Origin of the sequence: Streptomyces sp. NPDC002669, assembly GCF_042889165.1 — a bacterium.
Lineage (GTDB): Bacteria > Actinomycetota > Actinomycetes > Streptomycetales > Streptomycetaceae > Streptomyces.
Genome location: NZ_JBIAQQ010000010.1, coordinates 209,869 through 224,663, shown reverse-complemented (window position 1 = coordinate 224,663; position 14,795 = coordinate 209,869). Strand labels below are relative to the sequence as shown.

The 14,795-nt window shown below is 69.7% G+C and carries 12 protein-coding genes; 9 read left to right on the top strand and 3 right to left on the bottom strand.

All coding sequences use genetic code 11. The features are described 5' to 3' along the window. The first annotated feature begins 283 nt into the window (after window positions 1-283). Window positions 284-1,597, top strand: coding sequence for a BNR-4 repeat-containing protein (locus ACFYW1_RS17985; protein WP_388993334.1), 1,314 nt, complete (start codon window positions 284-286; stop codon window positions 1,595-1,597). A 272-nt stretch (window positions 1,598-1,869) separates the two neighbouring features. Here the strand turns inward: ACFYW1_RS17985 and ACFYW1_RS17980 are convergent, their stop codons facing one another. Beyond that, window positions 1,870-2,661 (bottom strand): pentapeptide repeat-containing protein, encoded by a 792-nt coding sequence (locus tag ACFYW1_RS17980; protein ID WP_388993331.1) that lies wholly within the window; start codon window positions 2,659-2,661, stop codon window positions 1,870-1,872. Window positions 2,662-2,886: 225 nt separating this feature from the next. On the opposite strand from ACFYW1_RS17980, the gene ACFYW1_RS17975 reads away from it, so the two are divergent. The 4 genes from ACFYW1_RS17975 (at window position 2,887) to ACFYW1_RS17960 (ending at window position 5,618) form a co-directional block, all read left to right on the top strand. Beyond that, entirely contained in the window at window positions 2,887-3,507 is a 621-nt protein-coding gene (locus tag ACFYW1_RS17975) for a class I SAM-dependent methyltransferase (protein ID WP_388993399.1), read from the top strand. A gap of 253 nt (window positions 3,508-3,760) precedes the next feature. Continuing rightward, entirely contained in the window at window positions 3,761-4,264 is a 504-nt protein-coding gene (locus ACFYW1_RS17970; protein WP_388993328.1) for an N-acetyltransferase, read from the top strand. A gap of 142 nt (window positions 4,265-4,406) precedes the next feature. Further along, a complete protein-coding gene (locus tag ACFYW1_RS17965; RefSeq protein ID WP_388993325.1) occupies window positions 4,407-5,111 on the top strand; it encodes a hypothetical protein in 705 nt (234 codons plus the stop codon). Window positions 5,112-5,327: 216 nt separating this feature from the next. Further along, on the top strand, window positions 5,328-5,618 hold the full coding sequence (locus ACFYW1_RS17960) for a hypothetical protein (RefSeq protein ID WP_388993322.1): 291 nt from the start codon (window positions 5,328-5,330) through the stop codon (window positions 5,616-5,618). Window positions 5,619-5,671: 53 nt separating this feature from the next. Here the strand turns inward: ACFYW1_RS17960 and ACFYW1_RS17955 are convergent, their stop codons facing one another. Beyond that, the gene (locus tag ACFYW1_RS17955; RefSeq protein WP_388993319.1) at window positions 5,672-6,166 is read right to left on the bottom strand and encodes a GNAT family N-acetyltransferase; all 495 of its coding nucleotides are present in this window, start codon (window positions 6,164-6,166) and stop codon (window positions 5,672-5,674) included. Between the two features lie 161 nt (window positions 6,167-6,327). Here ACFYW1_RS17955 and ACFYW1_RS17950 point away from each other — a divergent pair, with 161 nt between their 5' ends. The 3 genes from ACFYW1_RS17950 (at window position 6,328) to ACFYW1_RS17940 (ending at window position 12,080) form a co-directional block, all read left to right on the top strand. Then, window positions 6,328-8,394: a discoidin domain-containing protein gene (locus ACFYW1_RS17950; protein ID WP_388993316.1), complete on the top strand. Its 2,067-nt coding sequence runs from the start codon at window positions 6,328-6,330 to the stop codon at window positions 8,392-8,394. 366 nt (window positions 8,395-8,760) lie between these two features. Then, a complete protein-coding gene (locus tag ACFYW1_RS17945; RefSeq protein ID WP_388993313.1) occupies window positions 8,761-10,821 on the top strand; it encodes an alpha-galactosidase in 2,061 nt (686 codons plus the stop codon). Beyond that, a complete protein-coding gene (locus tag ACFYW1_RS17940) occupies window positions 10,818-12,080 on the top strand; it encodes an MFS transporter (RefSeq protein ID WP_388993310.1) in 1,263 nt (420 codons plus the stop codon). The genes ACFYW1_RS17945 and ACFYW1_RS17940 overlap by 4 nt, the downstream gene beginning before the upstream one ends. On the opposite strand, the gene ACFYW1_RS17935 is transcribed toward ACFYW1_RS17940, so the two are convergent. After that, the gene (locus tag ACFYW1_RS17935) at window positions 12,077-12,736 is read right to left on the bottom strand and encodes a TetR/AcrR family transcriptional regulator (protein ID WP_388993307.1); all 660 of its coding nucleotides are present in this window, start codon (window positions 12,734-12,736) and stop codon (window positions 12,077-12,079) included. The genes ACFYW1_RS17940 and ACFYW1_RS17935 overlap by 4 nt on opposite strands. A gap of 61 nt (window positions 12,737-12,797) precedes the next feature. On the opposite strand from ACFYW1_RS17935, the gene ACFYW1_RS17930 reads away from it, so the two are divergent. Continuing rightward, on the top strand, window positions 12,798-14,132 hold the full coding sequence (locus ACFYW1_RS17930) for a GH1 family beta-glucosidase (protein WP_388993304.1): 1,335 nt from the start codon (window positions 12,798-12,800) through the stop codon (window positions 14,130-14,132). Window positions 14,133-14,795 lie beyond the last annotated feature (663 nt).

The following is a 14,795-nucleotide window of genomic DNA, read 5'->3' as shown; positions in this document are numbered from 1 at the left end:
CCCCCGCCCCCGCGCGGCCCCCCCCCCCCCCCCCCCCCCCCCCCCCCCCCCCCCCCCCCGCCCGCCGGGGGGCGCGGCCCCCCCCGGGCGCGCCCCCCCCCCCCCCCCCCCCCCCCGGCCATTCCGCACACGCATCCCTCAACACGTATTTCGAATCCGCATTGTGCAACTCCTGTTCATCATCCGGGATTCACTGTAGGCTCCCGGCGCAGCGGACGGGGGCGGGCCAACCTGCAAGGCCCGTTCCCGTCCGCCACACCCCACGCCCGCGAAGGAGTTCACCTTGCGACGTCCCACCGCACGCGCGTACGCCGCCCCGGCCGCGGCCCTGGCCGCCCTGCTCACGGCCCTGCCGGCCGCCCACGCCGACAGCCCCGACAGCGCCGACGGGGCGGCGGCAGCGGCGACGGTGATCGAGAAGGTCCCCTACGCGATGGACTCCTCCAACCAGGCCGCCTGGTGGACGCCGGTCGCCACCTACAAGGGACGCGGCCAGTACACGTACTTCGCCTTCAACGAGCCCGGCTCCACGGCCGCCACGCACCGCCCGGCCATCGCCCGGCGCGACCCCGACGGGCTCTGGAGCCGGCTGCCGCTGCTGAACAGTGACGGGCAGCAGGCCGAGTTCCCCGACGACAACGGGCACAACCAGCCCTCCATGGCACGCGACGGCAGCGGCCGCCTGCACGTGTTCGCCTCCATGCACGCCAACTCCTGGCGCTACTTCCGCACCGAGGCCCCCGGCACCGACGTCACCGACCACGCGGCCGAACTGCCCGACCAGGGCGTGGGCATCACCTACCCCGTCGTGACCACCGCACCCAACGGCGACCTGTACCTGGCCGCCCGGGCCGGCTCCGGCGCCGACCAGCGGCCCGGCAAGCTGTACCGCTGGGACAACGCCGCCGCACGCTGGAGCACGGTGGCCACCTTCGCCGGGGCGCTGAACCGGTCCGTGTACCCCGACGACCTGACCGTGGACACCGCCGGACGCGTGCACCTGCTGTACGAATGGGCCAAGGCCCCGGCAACCGCCTTCCGCCACCAACTGTCCTACCTGCGCTACGACCCGGCGACCGGGACCTTCACCGACAGCACCGGCACAACCCTCACCACCCCCGTCACCCCCGCCACCTCCGACGTGATCCAGGACCTCACCACGGGCGAGGAATGGAGCACCGACAACACCTACACCGGCCCGGCCGTACAAAGCGCCAAACTCACCCTGGACGGCTCCGCCCCGAAAATCGCCTACCGCTACCGCTCGGCCGACAGCAACAGCAACTTCCACGTGTACTACGCCTACCCCAGCAACAACACCTGGACCCGCAAAACCGTCTACGCAGACGGCCAGACCACACCAGCCCTGGGCATCACCTGGCACCCCACAGACACCAAACGGATCTACTACATCACCACCACCGGCACCGACCGGATCTTCGCCGCCACCCAGACCCCAGACGGAACCTGGACCCCACAACCCGCCGCACCAGGCATAACCACAGACCGACTCGCAGTACGACAGAACTCCGACAGCAAAGACGTGCTCTACCTCCCCGACACCACACACAACACCCTCTACCACGGACTACGCTGAAACCCCCCACCAACAACCCCCACACACCACCACAACCCAACACCCCCCACAACCAACCCACACCCGTCACCAGGTCGAGAACCCAAGCAAAGACGCACACCGCCTCAACCGGGCCAGACACCGGGACATCAGCACAAGCCACCCGGTACGAGGCGGGAGTGGGAACGTGGGGCGCCGAACCGCCACACCCACGTCCCGAAGAACCTTCCCGCCCCGGCCACACCACCCCCGAACCATGAACGCCAAAAGATGACAAGGCGGAGGGCACTTCCTCAGGCCCTCGGATCGTGTCTGAACGTGGCCGAGCGCAGGCCCTCGACAGCGCTGAGGATTTCCTCCGTGAACCGGGCATAGCCCTCGAAGGTCGCCGAATCGAAGGTGGCGGAGCCGTCGAAAGTCGCCTCCCGGAACGTGGCGGTTGCCCCGAAGGTCGTCGACGTGAAGTCGACGGTGGACCTGAAGGACACCTCGTCGAATCGGGTGAACTCCTTGAAGGTCACGCCCTCGAACGAAACCGCGCCCTCGAAGGTCGCCCGGTCGAAGGCGGCCATGCCGGTGAAGGTCGCACCCTTGAACGAGACCCTGCTTTCGAACGTTGCGTCCTGGAAGCCTCCGTAGGTCTTGAAGGCCGCCCTTTCGAAGGATGCCGGTGACTCGAAGGTCGCTCCCTCGAACCAGCCGTCGTCCTGGAAGGCCGCCTCGTCGAACACGGCGTTGCCTCCGAAGGTCACCGCATCGAACCAGGCGTTGCATTCGAAGACCGCCGACGTGAACCGGGCGTCACCCATGACGGGCTCCCCGCCGGCGAAGCTGTCGCGCAGGGTATCGAGCAGGGACTCCCAGAGACGGTCCTCGAAGGTGGTACCGCGCAGGTCGAGATCCGCGCCGGGGCGCAGGCCGTCCAGATAGGCGCGACGGTCGGTGGAGGTCAGGTGGGTGAGGCAGGCCGTGTGCCCAGGAATATGTATGCCTCGGCAGCCGACCGGGTCCTGCTCGCTGGAACCGTGGCTGCAATGAGGCCACGACGGCGCGATCAGGGACGGGTGGGGACGTGGGTGCGTCATGGGGGGCCTTCCGGGTCCGGGACGGTGGAATGGGGCCGAAGGGGTGAGGCCGAAGGGACGATAGTAGGGGTCGTGCCGGGGAAACTCGTACACCGTCCAGTCGCCCCGAGAGGAACCGGCGCAAAGGCGGAGGAGCCTCCACTGGAGAAGTCGAGAGCCGGCCACGGACCTGGGCGAAAAACCGTCGCGCTCCCGACAGTCGCGCCATAGCGTGCGCGCGTGGGCATGGGAGATCCGAAGGAAATGGTCCGGCGCGGGTACGACGCGCTCTCGGAGCACTATGAGCGGGCGTTCGGCAGCGAGACGAAGTACGGGCCGTGGATCGGGGAGTTGCTCGGGCGGCTTCCCGGGGCGGGCACGGTTCTGGACGTCGGGTGCGGCAACGGCGTTCCCGTGGCCCGGTCCCTGGTGGCGGCGGGCCACCGCGTGACGGGCGTCGACATCAGCGAGGTCCAGATCAGCAGGGCCCGGGAGCTCGTGTCGGGCGCCGACTTCGTCCGGGCCGATGCCACGGCGCTGGAGTTCCCCCGAGGGAACTTCGACGCAGTCGTCTGCATGTACGCCCTGATCCATGTACCGGTGGAGGAACAGCCGCCCCTGCTGGAGCGGATCGCTTCCTGGCTACGGCCCGGAGGCTGGTTCCTGAGCACCACCGGGCATCGCGCCTGGACCGGGACCCACGAGAACTGGCTGGGCGGCGGGGCTCCTATGTGGTGGAGTCACGCCGACGCCGAAACGAACCGCGCATGGCTCGCACGGGCAGGTCTCGACGTGGTCCACGATGAGTTCGTGCCCGAGGGCGAGGACGGTCACGTCCTGTTCTGGGCCCGACGCCCTCCGGAATGACAACGGCCGACCGAAGGAGGTGGGCGGCGACCCCGCCTCTGAACGGGCGGGGCCACGGTCGATGATCCAGATGACGGGCCGGAAAAGTTGCCTGGGCTGAGAAGCCGTTGCCCTACCGAACATGCAGTCCGTCGCGCGAACGGGAGTCCCGATCGGGTGATCGCGGACCCTGCCCGGCATGAGAGCAGGGCCTGGCGGTATGCGGGGAAAATCCAGGGGAACGGACGGCCGCGCGCTGCTACGGTCGGGCGCCATGAGCTGGCTTCCCGATGACTTCGTCCACCCCGTCCTGGTACCGCTGCCGGGCGGTGGCCATCACCTGCGGCCGATCCGGGAGGCGGACACCCCGCTCGACTACCCGGCGGTGATGGGTTCACGCGAGCGGCTGTGGACCATCTTCGGGCCGGCCTGGGGCTGGCCCGCGGCCACCATGACCTACGAAGCCGACCGGGCCGACCTGTTGCGGCACGAGAAGGAGATCGCCGCACACCAGTCCTTCAACTACGCGCTGCTCGACACGGCGGAGACAGCTCTGCTCGGCTGTGTCTACATCGACCCGCCGGAACGGGCCGGCGCGGACGGCGAGATCTCCTGGTGGGTGGTGGACGAGCTGGTGGGCAGCAAGGTCGAGCAGGCCCTCGACGCGCTGGTGCCGCAGTGGATCGCCGCCGACTGGCCGTTCGAGCAGCCGCGCTTCCTCGGCCGCGAGATCTCCTGGTCGGACTGGCTCGCCCTGCCGGAGCATCCCGGCACGTAAGTGGCTGTTGCCCGTACCGATCTCGAAGGCTGTCGATCGAACGGGAGTCCCGATCGGGGGGCTGCGGCGGTTTCCGCGTGAAAGCAGGGCTTCCAGGTAGCTCGGGGTGCGATCCCATTCCGAGTGGTTCCAGGAGGCTCTGTTGTCCTTGTTGTACGTGCCCGAGCACGTCGACCTCAACTCGACCACCGTGTCGTGCGATTGCCTCGCGCACGTGTACGGCGACGGCGGGGTCGTGGCCGGGCTTCGTGGTCCGGCGTTATTGAGGTGTGACGGGGGCAGTGGTGGTGCACACTTCTTCACCGTGGAGATCATGAAGGGCGAGCTACGGCGTCTTCGGTCCGGCCCGGGAATCGAGGACGGTCGGCAGCAGCCGTTCCTCGTACGGGTCCGGTTCGTCGCCGAGGATCCCGGCCAGGTCATTGCCGATGCGCGTGCGGCGCTGGCGTGCGTGGTCGAGCGGGCGGGCGACTGGCCCGTATTCGAGCGGTGGCCTCAGCTGCTGCCGGAGCGGTTCGTCCAGCGGTGCGCGCCCGAGCCCGCCGAGCCGGAGCCCGATGCGTCCTTCGACACCGAGGCATGGCTGGGGCAGTGGCGGACGATGACGCCGGAACAGAAGAGGGCCGCCTGCCAGGGGCCGTGGTCGTTGTCGGATTGGCTGCACTGCTTCGACCCGACCGAGGAAGGGGCCGGTGACGATCGCGGCTGGTGGTGGTGGCACGCGGGAACCGACGAGCCGGGAGGCGGCTGGGTCCAGGTGGCCACCACCGGCTGGCCGTTCGGCAGCGGTTCGCTGTTCTGGCTGATCGAGGCCAGTGGCGGCACGGAACTCGCCTATGCGCCGTGAGCGTCGCGTGCCGCACACGGCACGCTCGCGGTAGCGGTAGCGGCTGACCAAGCGGGACCGTGATCCGTCCGCAGCCGGGTTGTCGGACCGTACCGTGTGCGGTGGCCTGGGTGTTCCCGGCGCCCGAGGTGACTGTCAGTCCGGTCGCGTAGCGTGGAAGCCATTGGTCGACAGGTTGATCGCAGGGCCGACCGGCACCGGTAACGGGGGCGGAACATGAGCGCGGAGCATGTCGTAGGTCTCGTCGGAATGATCGTGATCATCGCGGGCGTGGCGGCCATCGTGATGATTCTGCGGAGCGGATCCATCCTGCCCCCGGTGGTCGTGCACCCGTTGTGCGCCACGTGCGGGCACGCCCAGCCCGAGCACTCCCGGGGCAACCCGGCCCGATGCCTCCACGATTACGGGCACGGCAGCTGGAACAACGACAGCTACGGCAACAGCCAGCGATCGTACGGCGGTTCGTGCGACTGCTCCGAGTTCCGGCACGGGGACCATGCGATATGAAGCCGCGCCTTCACGGCCACCGGGGCCGGGGCGTACGCGTAGAACCTCGTTCTCTACGGCCTGGCCTGGTCCGACATGGTTTGGTTGCATCTTGGACGCCCTTTCCAGGAAGGAAAGTGGGAGGCGGAGACCACCGCCGCCCCCGGCAGCACCATGACCACCGATGACGCCCGAGGCGTTCCTTCACGCTGTCCTCCCGGAGCGTGCTCAAGGTGCAGCGGAGCCCGACCCGGGCGGCATGGCCCCGTCTCGCTCGATCGAGTCGTCCCGCGACGAACCGATTCGTCCGGCCTTCCGTCCCAGCGAGCCCAGTCGCGCCGCTGAGGGCGCAGGGGTGCTGGACGGCTGTACCGGCCGGGTTCCTCCGCCCATCGAGCGGGAAGCGATAGACGGTCGACTCCCCGGCCTCGCGCCGCGTCGTCAACGCCCACGTCTTCGATGTGGGCCCACACACCAGACGGCAAGGGCAGCATCACCAGAGTCAGGGTTCCGACGATCGCCCCGTCCGTCCGGGCGACGAGAACCGTGTCGGCATCACACGTCACCATCCTTCGACCTCCTGCTCCCGAAGGCCCAACTTCCCACCACATTGGGAATGTTCATCGCCAGTTCCCGGCCACAGCCCTTGTCCAGGGGGTTGGCGCCGCAGGCTCGCGTGCCTAACGTATGAGTGGAACATGAGCCCAACTCACATTTAAGGATTCATGTGATGACCACGGTTCAACCTCTGCGCCACAGACTCAGGTCCCTTGCGGTGGTGTCACTGCTCCTCACCGTGATGGCTCTGGCGCTCGCTCCGAGGCCCAGCTCCGCGGCGGAGCCCGGCTGGTGGGATCCGGTCGCGCGGCCCGCGCCCGACTCTCAGGTCGGCGTCACGGGCGAGCCCTTCAAGGGCACCGACGCCCAGGGGCGGGTCAGGGGCTTCGCCGATGTCCACGACCACATCATGTCCAACGAGGGCTTCGGCGGCCGGCTGATCTGCGGAAAGCCGTTCTCGGAGCAGGGGGTCGCCGACGCCCTCAAGGACTGCCCCGAGCACTACCCCGACGGCTCTCTCGCCATCTTCGACATGATCACCAAGGGCGGCGACGGCAAGCACGACCCCGACGGGTGGCCCACGTTCAAGGACTGGCCCGCCCACGACTCGCTGACCCACCAGCAGAACTACTACGCCTGGATCGAGCGGGCGTGGCGCGGCGGCCAGCGGGTACTGGTCAACGACCTGGTCACCAACGGCGTGATCTGCTCGGTCTACTTCTTCAAGGACCGCGGTTGCGACGAGATGACCGCCATCCGTCTGGAAGCACAGAAGTCGTACGACATGCAGGCCTTCGTCGACAAGATGTACGGCGGTCCGGGCAAGGGGTGGTTCCGGATCGTCACCGACAGCAAGCAGGCCCGCGAGGTCATCGAACAGGGCAAGCTGGCCGTCGTCCTGGGGGTCGAGACCTCCGAACCGTTCGGCTGCAAGCAGATCCTGGACGTCGCGCAGTGCGGCAAGGAGGACATCGAGCGCGGCCTGGACGAGCTGTACGGGCTGGGCGTGCGCAGCATGTTCCTGTGCCACAAGTTCGACAATGCCCTGTGCGGGGTGCGCTACGACTCCGGCACCCTCGGTACGGCCATCAACGTGGGCCAGTTCCTGTCGACCGGCACCTTCTGGAAGACGGAGACCTGCCGGGGCCCGCAGCACGACAACCCCATCGGCAACGCGGCGGCGCCGGAGGCGGAGAAGCGGCTCCCGGCCGGCGTGGCCGTCCCCGCGTACGCCTCGGACGCACAGTGCAACACCCGCGGGCTGACCGACCTGGGTGAGTACGCGGTGCGCGGCATGATGAAGCGCGGCATGATGCTGGAGCTCGACCACATGAGCGTGAAGGCCGTGGGCCGGGCCCTGGACATCCTGGAGTCCGAGTCGTACCCGGGTGTCATCTCCTCGCACAGCTGGATGGACGCGGGCTGGACCGAGCGGCTCTACAAGCTCGGCGGGTTCGCCGGTCAGTACATGAGCGGTTCCGAGGCGTTCAGCGCGGAGGCCAGGCGTACGGACGCGCTGCGCGAGAAGTACGGCGTCGGCTACGGCTACGGCACCGACATGAACGGTGTCGGCGGCTGGCCGGCCCCGCGGGGCGGGGACACCCCGAACCCGGTGAAGTACCCCTTCCGCAGCACTGACGGCGGCTCGGTGATCGACAAGCAGACCACCGGCAAACGCACATGGGACTTCAACACCACCGGCGCCGCGCACTACGGCATGGTCCCGGACTGGATCGAGGACATCCGGATCGTCGGCGGCCAGGAGGTCGTGGACGACCTCTTCGCGGGCGCCGAATCCTACCTCCGCACCTGGGGGAGCTCCGAGAAGCACAGGTCCGGCAAGAACCTGGCCTCGGGCGCGACGGCCTCGGCGTCCTCGTCGCAGTGGTGGAACCCGTTCGTCGACTTCGCGCCCGGCCGGGCCGTGGACGGCGACACGGGCACCCGCTGGGCCAGCGAGTGGAACGACGGCCAGTGGCTGCGGATCGATCTCGGTTCCACGGCCCCGGTCGAACGCGTCACCCTCGACTGGGAGGAGGCGTACGCGAAGTCGTACCGCGTCGAGCTGTCGGAGGACGGCACGAACTGGAAGACGGTGTGGTCCACGACCACCGGTGACGGTGGCCTGGACACGGCGCGGTTCGACGCGACCCGCGCACGCCATGTGCGGATTCAGGGGCTGGAGCGCGGCACCAAATGGGGCTACTCGCTCCGGGAGGTCGGCGTTTACGGCGGCTGACAGCACCGATGCGGCGGCGCCCGGAGCGGTTGACGGCACCAGCGCGACGGCGCTCGCGGCAACTGGCAACGCCGATGCGGCAGTACGACGGCGCCCGGGGCCGGGGCCGGCCGGATCAGTTCTCCCGATCCGGCCGGCCCCGGCCGACTTTCCGACCCCCGGCAAGTTTCCCGAACCCGGTCGGCTTTCCCGAACCCGACCGGCTTTTCCCCGTCCGGCTTTCCCGGCCCCGGCCGGCTTCCCGGCGGGTTCGTCGGCCGTGGCGCGGAGCGCGTTCAGCAGTCCCTGTCAGGGGGGTTGGCGTCGCGAGCTCGCATGCCTAATGTACGAGCAGAACATGAGCCCTGCTCACATTTAAGGATCCGCGTGATCACTCACCACTCCGAAGCCCGCCTCTGGCTCCTGAGTACCCCCGGCACCTCCTACGCCTTCCGGCTGGACACCGACGACGTGCCCCGGCACGTGCACTGGGGCAGGCCGCTGTCCCTGGGGCAGGCCGTCGCGATCGCGGCCGACCTGCCCGCCGAGGACCCCGGCGGCGACGATCCCGGCGGTGAGGAGTACGCGGTCGAGGGCGGCCTGCGCTTCGGGGCGCCGTCGCTGACCGTCCGGTTCGACGACGGCGTCCGCGGCTTCGAGTGGCGGTTCACCTCGCACACGGTCGAGGACGACCGGCTCACGCTCTCCTTCACCGACCGCGTCCGTTCCCTCGACCTCGACCTGCACTACCGGATCCGGGACGGCCACGACCAGATCGAGCGCCGGGCCGTCCTCACCGCGCGGGAGCCGGTGGACGTCCTGCGGTTCGACTCCGCCGCCTGGACGCTGCCCGCCCGCGACGACTACCGGGTCAGCCACGTGGTGGGGGAATGGGGCCGGGAGTTCCAGCTCCGGCGAGACCGGGTGCCCGTCGGGGAGACCGTGTTCACCAGCCGCCTCGGCATCACGGGCCCGCACGCCGGACCCTGGCTGATGCTCGACGCGCATGACGCCGCCGAGGAGCACGGCGAGGTCTGGAGCACGTCCCTGGCCTGGAGCGGCAGCCGCCGGATCACCCTGCGTCGCGACCCCTACGGCCGCGTCTCCTGGACGGGCGGATTCGGCCACGAGGGCCTGGTCTGGAAGCTGCTCCCCGGCGAGCGCCTGGAGAGCCCCGTCTTCACCGGGCTGTACGCCCCCGACGGTTTCGGTGGCACCAGCCGCCGCTGGCACGCCTACGTCGAGGACCGGGTACTGCCCGACCGGCCGGCCGAACGCCCGCTGATCTTCAACTCGTGGGAAGCGACCGGGTTCGACGTCACCGAGCGGCAGCAGACCGAACTGGCCGAGCTGGCCGCGGGGCTCGGCGTCGAGGTCTTCGTCGTGGACGACGCCTGGTTCGGCGCCCGCACCGGCGAAACGGCGGGGCTCGGCGACTGGTGGCCCAATCCCGACCGCTTCCCGAACGGCCTGGGCCCGCTCGCCGACCGCGTCCGCGCGCTGGGCATGGGCTTCGGCCTGTGGGTCGAGCCCGAGGCGGTCAACCCCGACAGCGACCTGTTCCGCGCGCACCCCGACTGGATCCTCTGCCAGGACGGCCGCACCCGCACGCGGCGCCGCCACCAGCACGTGCTCGACTTCGGCCGTCGCGAGGTCCGCGAGTGGGCGGTCGAATGGCTGGTCAGGACCGTCACCGAGCTGGACGTCGTCTTCCTCAAGTGGGACATGAACCGGCCCTTCAGCGAGGCGGGGCGGCCCGGGGACGCCGATCCCGACCGGGTCTGGATCGGGCACACGCGAGGCGTCCACGAGGTGATGGACCGGCTGCGCGCCGCGTGCCCCGGCCTGTACCTGGAGTCGTGCGCGGGCGGCGGCGGCCGGGCCGACCTGGGCGTACTGGCCCGCGCGGACCAGGTCTGGACGTCCGACAACACCGACGCCGCCGACCGGGTCGCGATCCAGCACGGGTACGGCCAGTTGCTGCCCGCCCGGACCATGGGCGCCTGGGTCACCGACAGCCCGAACAGCTTCAGCGCCCGCCCGACCTCGATCCGGTACCGCTTCCACGTCTCGATGGCCGGGGCGATGGGCATCGGCGGCGACCTTCGGAAGTGGAGCGAGGAGGACCTCGCGTGGTCCCGGATGCTGGTCGAGCAGTACAAACGGATCCGGCCCGTGGTGCACGGCGGCGTCCAGTACCGCCTGGAGCACCACGCCGTGCAGTACATCGCCGGGGACGAGGTCGTCGTCCTCCGGTTCCAGCCGTCCGCGCTGACCCGTACGACCGCCCGTACCCGGCTGAAGGGCCTCGACCCCGACGCCCGCTACCGGGACGAGGACACCGGCGCCGTGCACGAGGGGGCCGTCCTGCTCTGCCACGGCCTCCCGCCGCTGCTGTCCTTCGACTGGACGAGCGATCTCGTCCACCTCAGGAGAGTGCCCCGATGACCCTCGCCTCCGAACGGCCCGAGGCCCTCGCCGAGCCGACCCGCAGGGTCGGCCCCGGCTGGGTCGCCCTGTACGTCCTGGCCAACATCGGGATGTTCATCCCGATGCAGGCGCCGACCACGTTCCTGATGCCCGAGCAGATCGCCCGGATCGACCCGGCGGGGAAGGTCGGCAGTTACGCCTGGGTCAGCATGATGGGCGCGATCTCGGGCATCGTCATCGCACCGCTGGCCGGCGCGCTCAGCGACCGCACCACCAGCCGGTTCGGCCGCCGCCGGCCGTGGCTGGTCGTGGGCTCGCTGATCTGCATGACGGCACTGATCTGCCTCGGCGTCCAGACGACGGTCGTCGGGGTCGCGCTCGGCTCCCTCGTGCTGTCCGCCTCCTTCATGGTCATCGGCGCCGGGCTCTCCCCGGTGGTGCCCGACCTGGTCCCGGCCGGGCAGCGCGGTGTGGTGCTGGGCTGGGCCATGGTCCCGCAGGCCATCAGCATGGTCGCGGGCGGGCTGCTGATCGGGCTGGTCACGGGCTTCCCCGCACAGTACCTGCTGATGGCCGCGCTGCCGCTGCTGATACTGCTGTTCGCGGCCGCCATGAAGGACCCGCCGCTCCCCCGCCGGCACCGCGAACCGTTCTCGCTGCGCGCCTTCCTGGACGGCTACCGGATCAGCCCGCGCGAACACCCCGACTTCGTCTGGGCGATGGGTTCCCGGTTCATCATGGGGCTGGGCTACGGCCTGGGCACGCTCTACATGCCGTACTTCCTGGACGACGTCCTGCACTACGAGCAGCTGTTCCCCGGACAGTCCACCGAGGACGGCCTGCTCATCGTGATCGGCGTCAACTCCCTGGCCACGATCTCGACGGTCGTCCTCAGCGGCTGGCTGTCCGACCGGCTGCGCAGGCGCCGCATGCCGGTCTTCCTCGGCGGCGTCACGATGGCCGTCGCCGCGGTCCCGCTCGCGCTGTCGCCCACGTGGACCATGACGCTGGTCGCGGCCGCCATCATGGGGCTGGGCTACGGCGTGTACCTGGCCGTCGACACGGCCCTGGTCACCGAGGTGCTCCCGGCCTCGGCGGACCGCGGCAAGGACATGGCCCTGGCCAACCTGATGACTTCCCTGCCCTACGTCCTGGTCCCTCCGATCGCGGCGGCCGTGCTCGGCGGCCTGGGCGGCTACCGCTCGCTCTTCCTCTGCTCCGCGGCCATGTCCGCGCTGGGCGCGGCACTGGTCTGGAAGGTCAAGGACGTCCGTTAGCGCCCGTCCTGCCGCTCCGGTCGGTCACCGACGGGCCGGATCCGGCCGTTCAGATAGCCGTTGAGGACCCGTTTGCACTCGGCGATCAGTTGGGAGTCGCCCTGCGGGTCGGTGCGGAAGGCCAGTTGCAGCACACTGTCCGCGCACTCCAGCGCCACCCGCACGGTGATTTCGAGGTCGGCGTCGCCCCGGACGCCGGTCAGGGTGGCGGTCAGCGCGCGCAGCCGTTCGGCGACCGCGGTGTTGTTGTCCAGGACCGGTTCCAGGGTGTGGTCGTGTCCCACCGCGCCGAAGTCGACCACGCCGAAACCGGTGATGGTCCGGCGCATGGTGACGAACTCGTCGACGGTCACGTCCACGAGGCCGGAGACGTCCTCGGGCTTCTCGTGCTCCAGCCGGGCCGCGACCCGCTCCAGGAAGGTCTCCAGGTTGCGGGCGGCGAGCGCGCCGATCAGTCCCTCCTTGTCGGAGAAGAACTGGTAGAGGGTGCCGATGGGCACCTCGGCCCTGCGGGCCACCTCCTTGGTCGTCAGCGCGGCATAACCGACCTCGTCCAGGGTCTCGGCGCAGGCGTCCAGCAGCCGTTCGAAGCGTTCGACGCTGCGCTTCTGGACCGGCAGTCGGCGCAGCGTCCCTGCGGTGCGATCTTGATTCACGCTTCCATCATCCCACCGGACGGATTAACATGAGCACTACTCATGTTTCAGGAGGTTGGGCGTGACACTGGACCATCTGCCCGCGGACTTCATCTGGGGCGCCTCGACGGCGTCGTACCAGATCGAGGGCGCCACCAAGGAGGACGGCCGCGGACCGTCGGTATGGGACACCTTCACCGCCCGCCCCGGCGCGATCCGCGACGGGCACACCGGCGACGTGGCCTGCGACCACTACCACCGGTACGAGGAGGACCTCGCGCTGATGGCCGAGGCGGGCCTCACCGGCTACCGCTTCTCCATCGCCTGGCCCCGAATCCGGCCGACCGGCAGGGGCGAGGTCGATCCCCGAGGTCTGGACTTCTACGACCGGTTGGTCGACGGCCTGCTCGCGCGCGGCGTCGAACCCGTCCCGACCCTGTTCCACTGGGACCTCCCGCAGGGTCTTGAGGACGACGGCGGCTGGCTGAACCGCGACACCGCGCACCGCTTCGCCGAGTACGCCGCCGTCATGGCCGACAGACTGGGCGACCGCGTCCGGAAGTGGATCACGCTCAACGAGCCGTTCATCCACATGGTCTGGGGTTACGGCCTCGGCATCCACGCGCCGGGCCGTGCCCTGTTCCTGGACTGCCTGCCGGTCGCCCACCACCAACTGCTCGGCCACGGCCTGGCGTCGGAGGAACTGCGGGCACGCGGCCTCCAGGTGATGATCGCCAACAACTGCACCCCGGTCTGGCCCGCCTCGGACTCCCCCGCCGACCTGGCCGCCGCGCAGGCCTACGACAACCTGCACAACCGCCTGTTCAACGACCCGATCCTCACGGGCGCCTACCCCGACCTGTCGGCCTTCGGGGCGGACGCCACCCTCGGCGGCTCCGTCCGGGACGGCGATCTCGAACTGATCTCGGCGCCCCTGGACGCGCTCGGCATCAACTACTACAACCCGACCCGGATCCAGGCGCCGACGTCCGAGGGGCTGCCGTTCGAGGAGGCCCCCATCGAGGGCTACCGCCGCACCGCCTTCGACTGGCCCGTCGTCCCCGACGGTCTGCGGGAACTGCTCGTCGGCCTCAAGGAGCGCTACCCGGCGCTCCCGCCGGTCCACATCACCGAGAACGGCTGCTCGGTCGAGGACGTCGTCACCGCGGACGGCACCGTTCCCGACCTCGACCGCATCGACTACCTGGACAGCCACATCCGGGCCGTCGACGCCGCCGTGGCCCAGGGCGTGGACGTACGCGGCTACTTCACCTGGACCCTGATCGACAACTTCGAATGGGCGGAGGGCTTCCACCAGCGCTTCGGTCTCGTCCACGTCGACCACGACACCCAGGTCCGCACCCCGAAGGCGTCCTTCGCCTGGTACCGCGACCTCATCCGCGCCCAGCGCGGCTGAGCCGCCCGCCGGCCCCGACGCTCCACGCGGGGCCGGCGGCACCTGTTCTCCTCCACACCGCCCGGCGCGCGACGGCCCTCGGCCCCGCCCGACCGAACGACCCGGCCGTCCGAGCGGTGTGCCGGTCCTCGACCGCCCAGGGACCGGGACCGGACCCGGGCCCCAGTCCCACGCCCCGGCACCGGATCCGGTCCCGGATTCCCGCGGAACCGAACCTAGCGGATCGGATTTCGAAGAAACGCTTCCGGAGGCCGTCCGGGAGATTCTTAAGGTTCTCTTGAACCCTGCTTTCGGGTCGCATAAGAATCGCCCCGCACATCATGGAACGCCGCCCCGTATCCCCGTCGAAAAGGCTGGACCGGGGTGAACTCCGGGCGCCGGAATCGGATATCGTCGGCAGCCGACGGTCGATGAGCCGTCAGGAACCGCCGATCGAGTCGTCCGTGAGCCCCGTACATCTTCCGACCTGCGGCAGAAAAACTTCCCGGGAATCGGTGGGACGTGTCCCGGCAAGTGAGCAGGATCAGGAACAAGGAAAGTCAGGAACAAGGAAAGTCATGCGCGACTGGACAGGGCGGCTTCTGCCAGGAAATCCATGGCGCCGGGCGCCGTTTTCGGGTGCGTCGGCGTCCGGGGCAGTCCATGGTGCCCCGCACGCCTTCC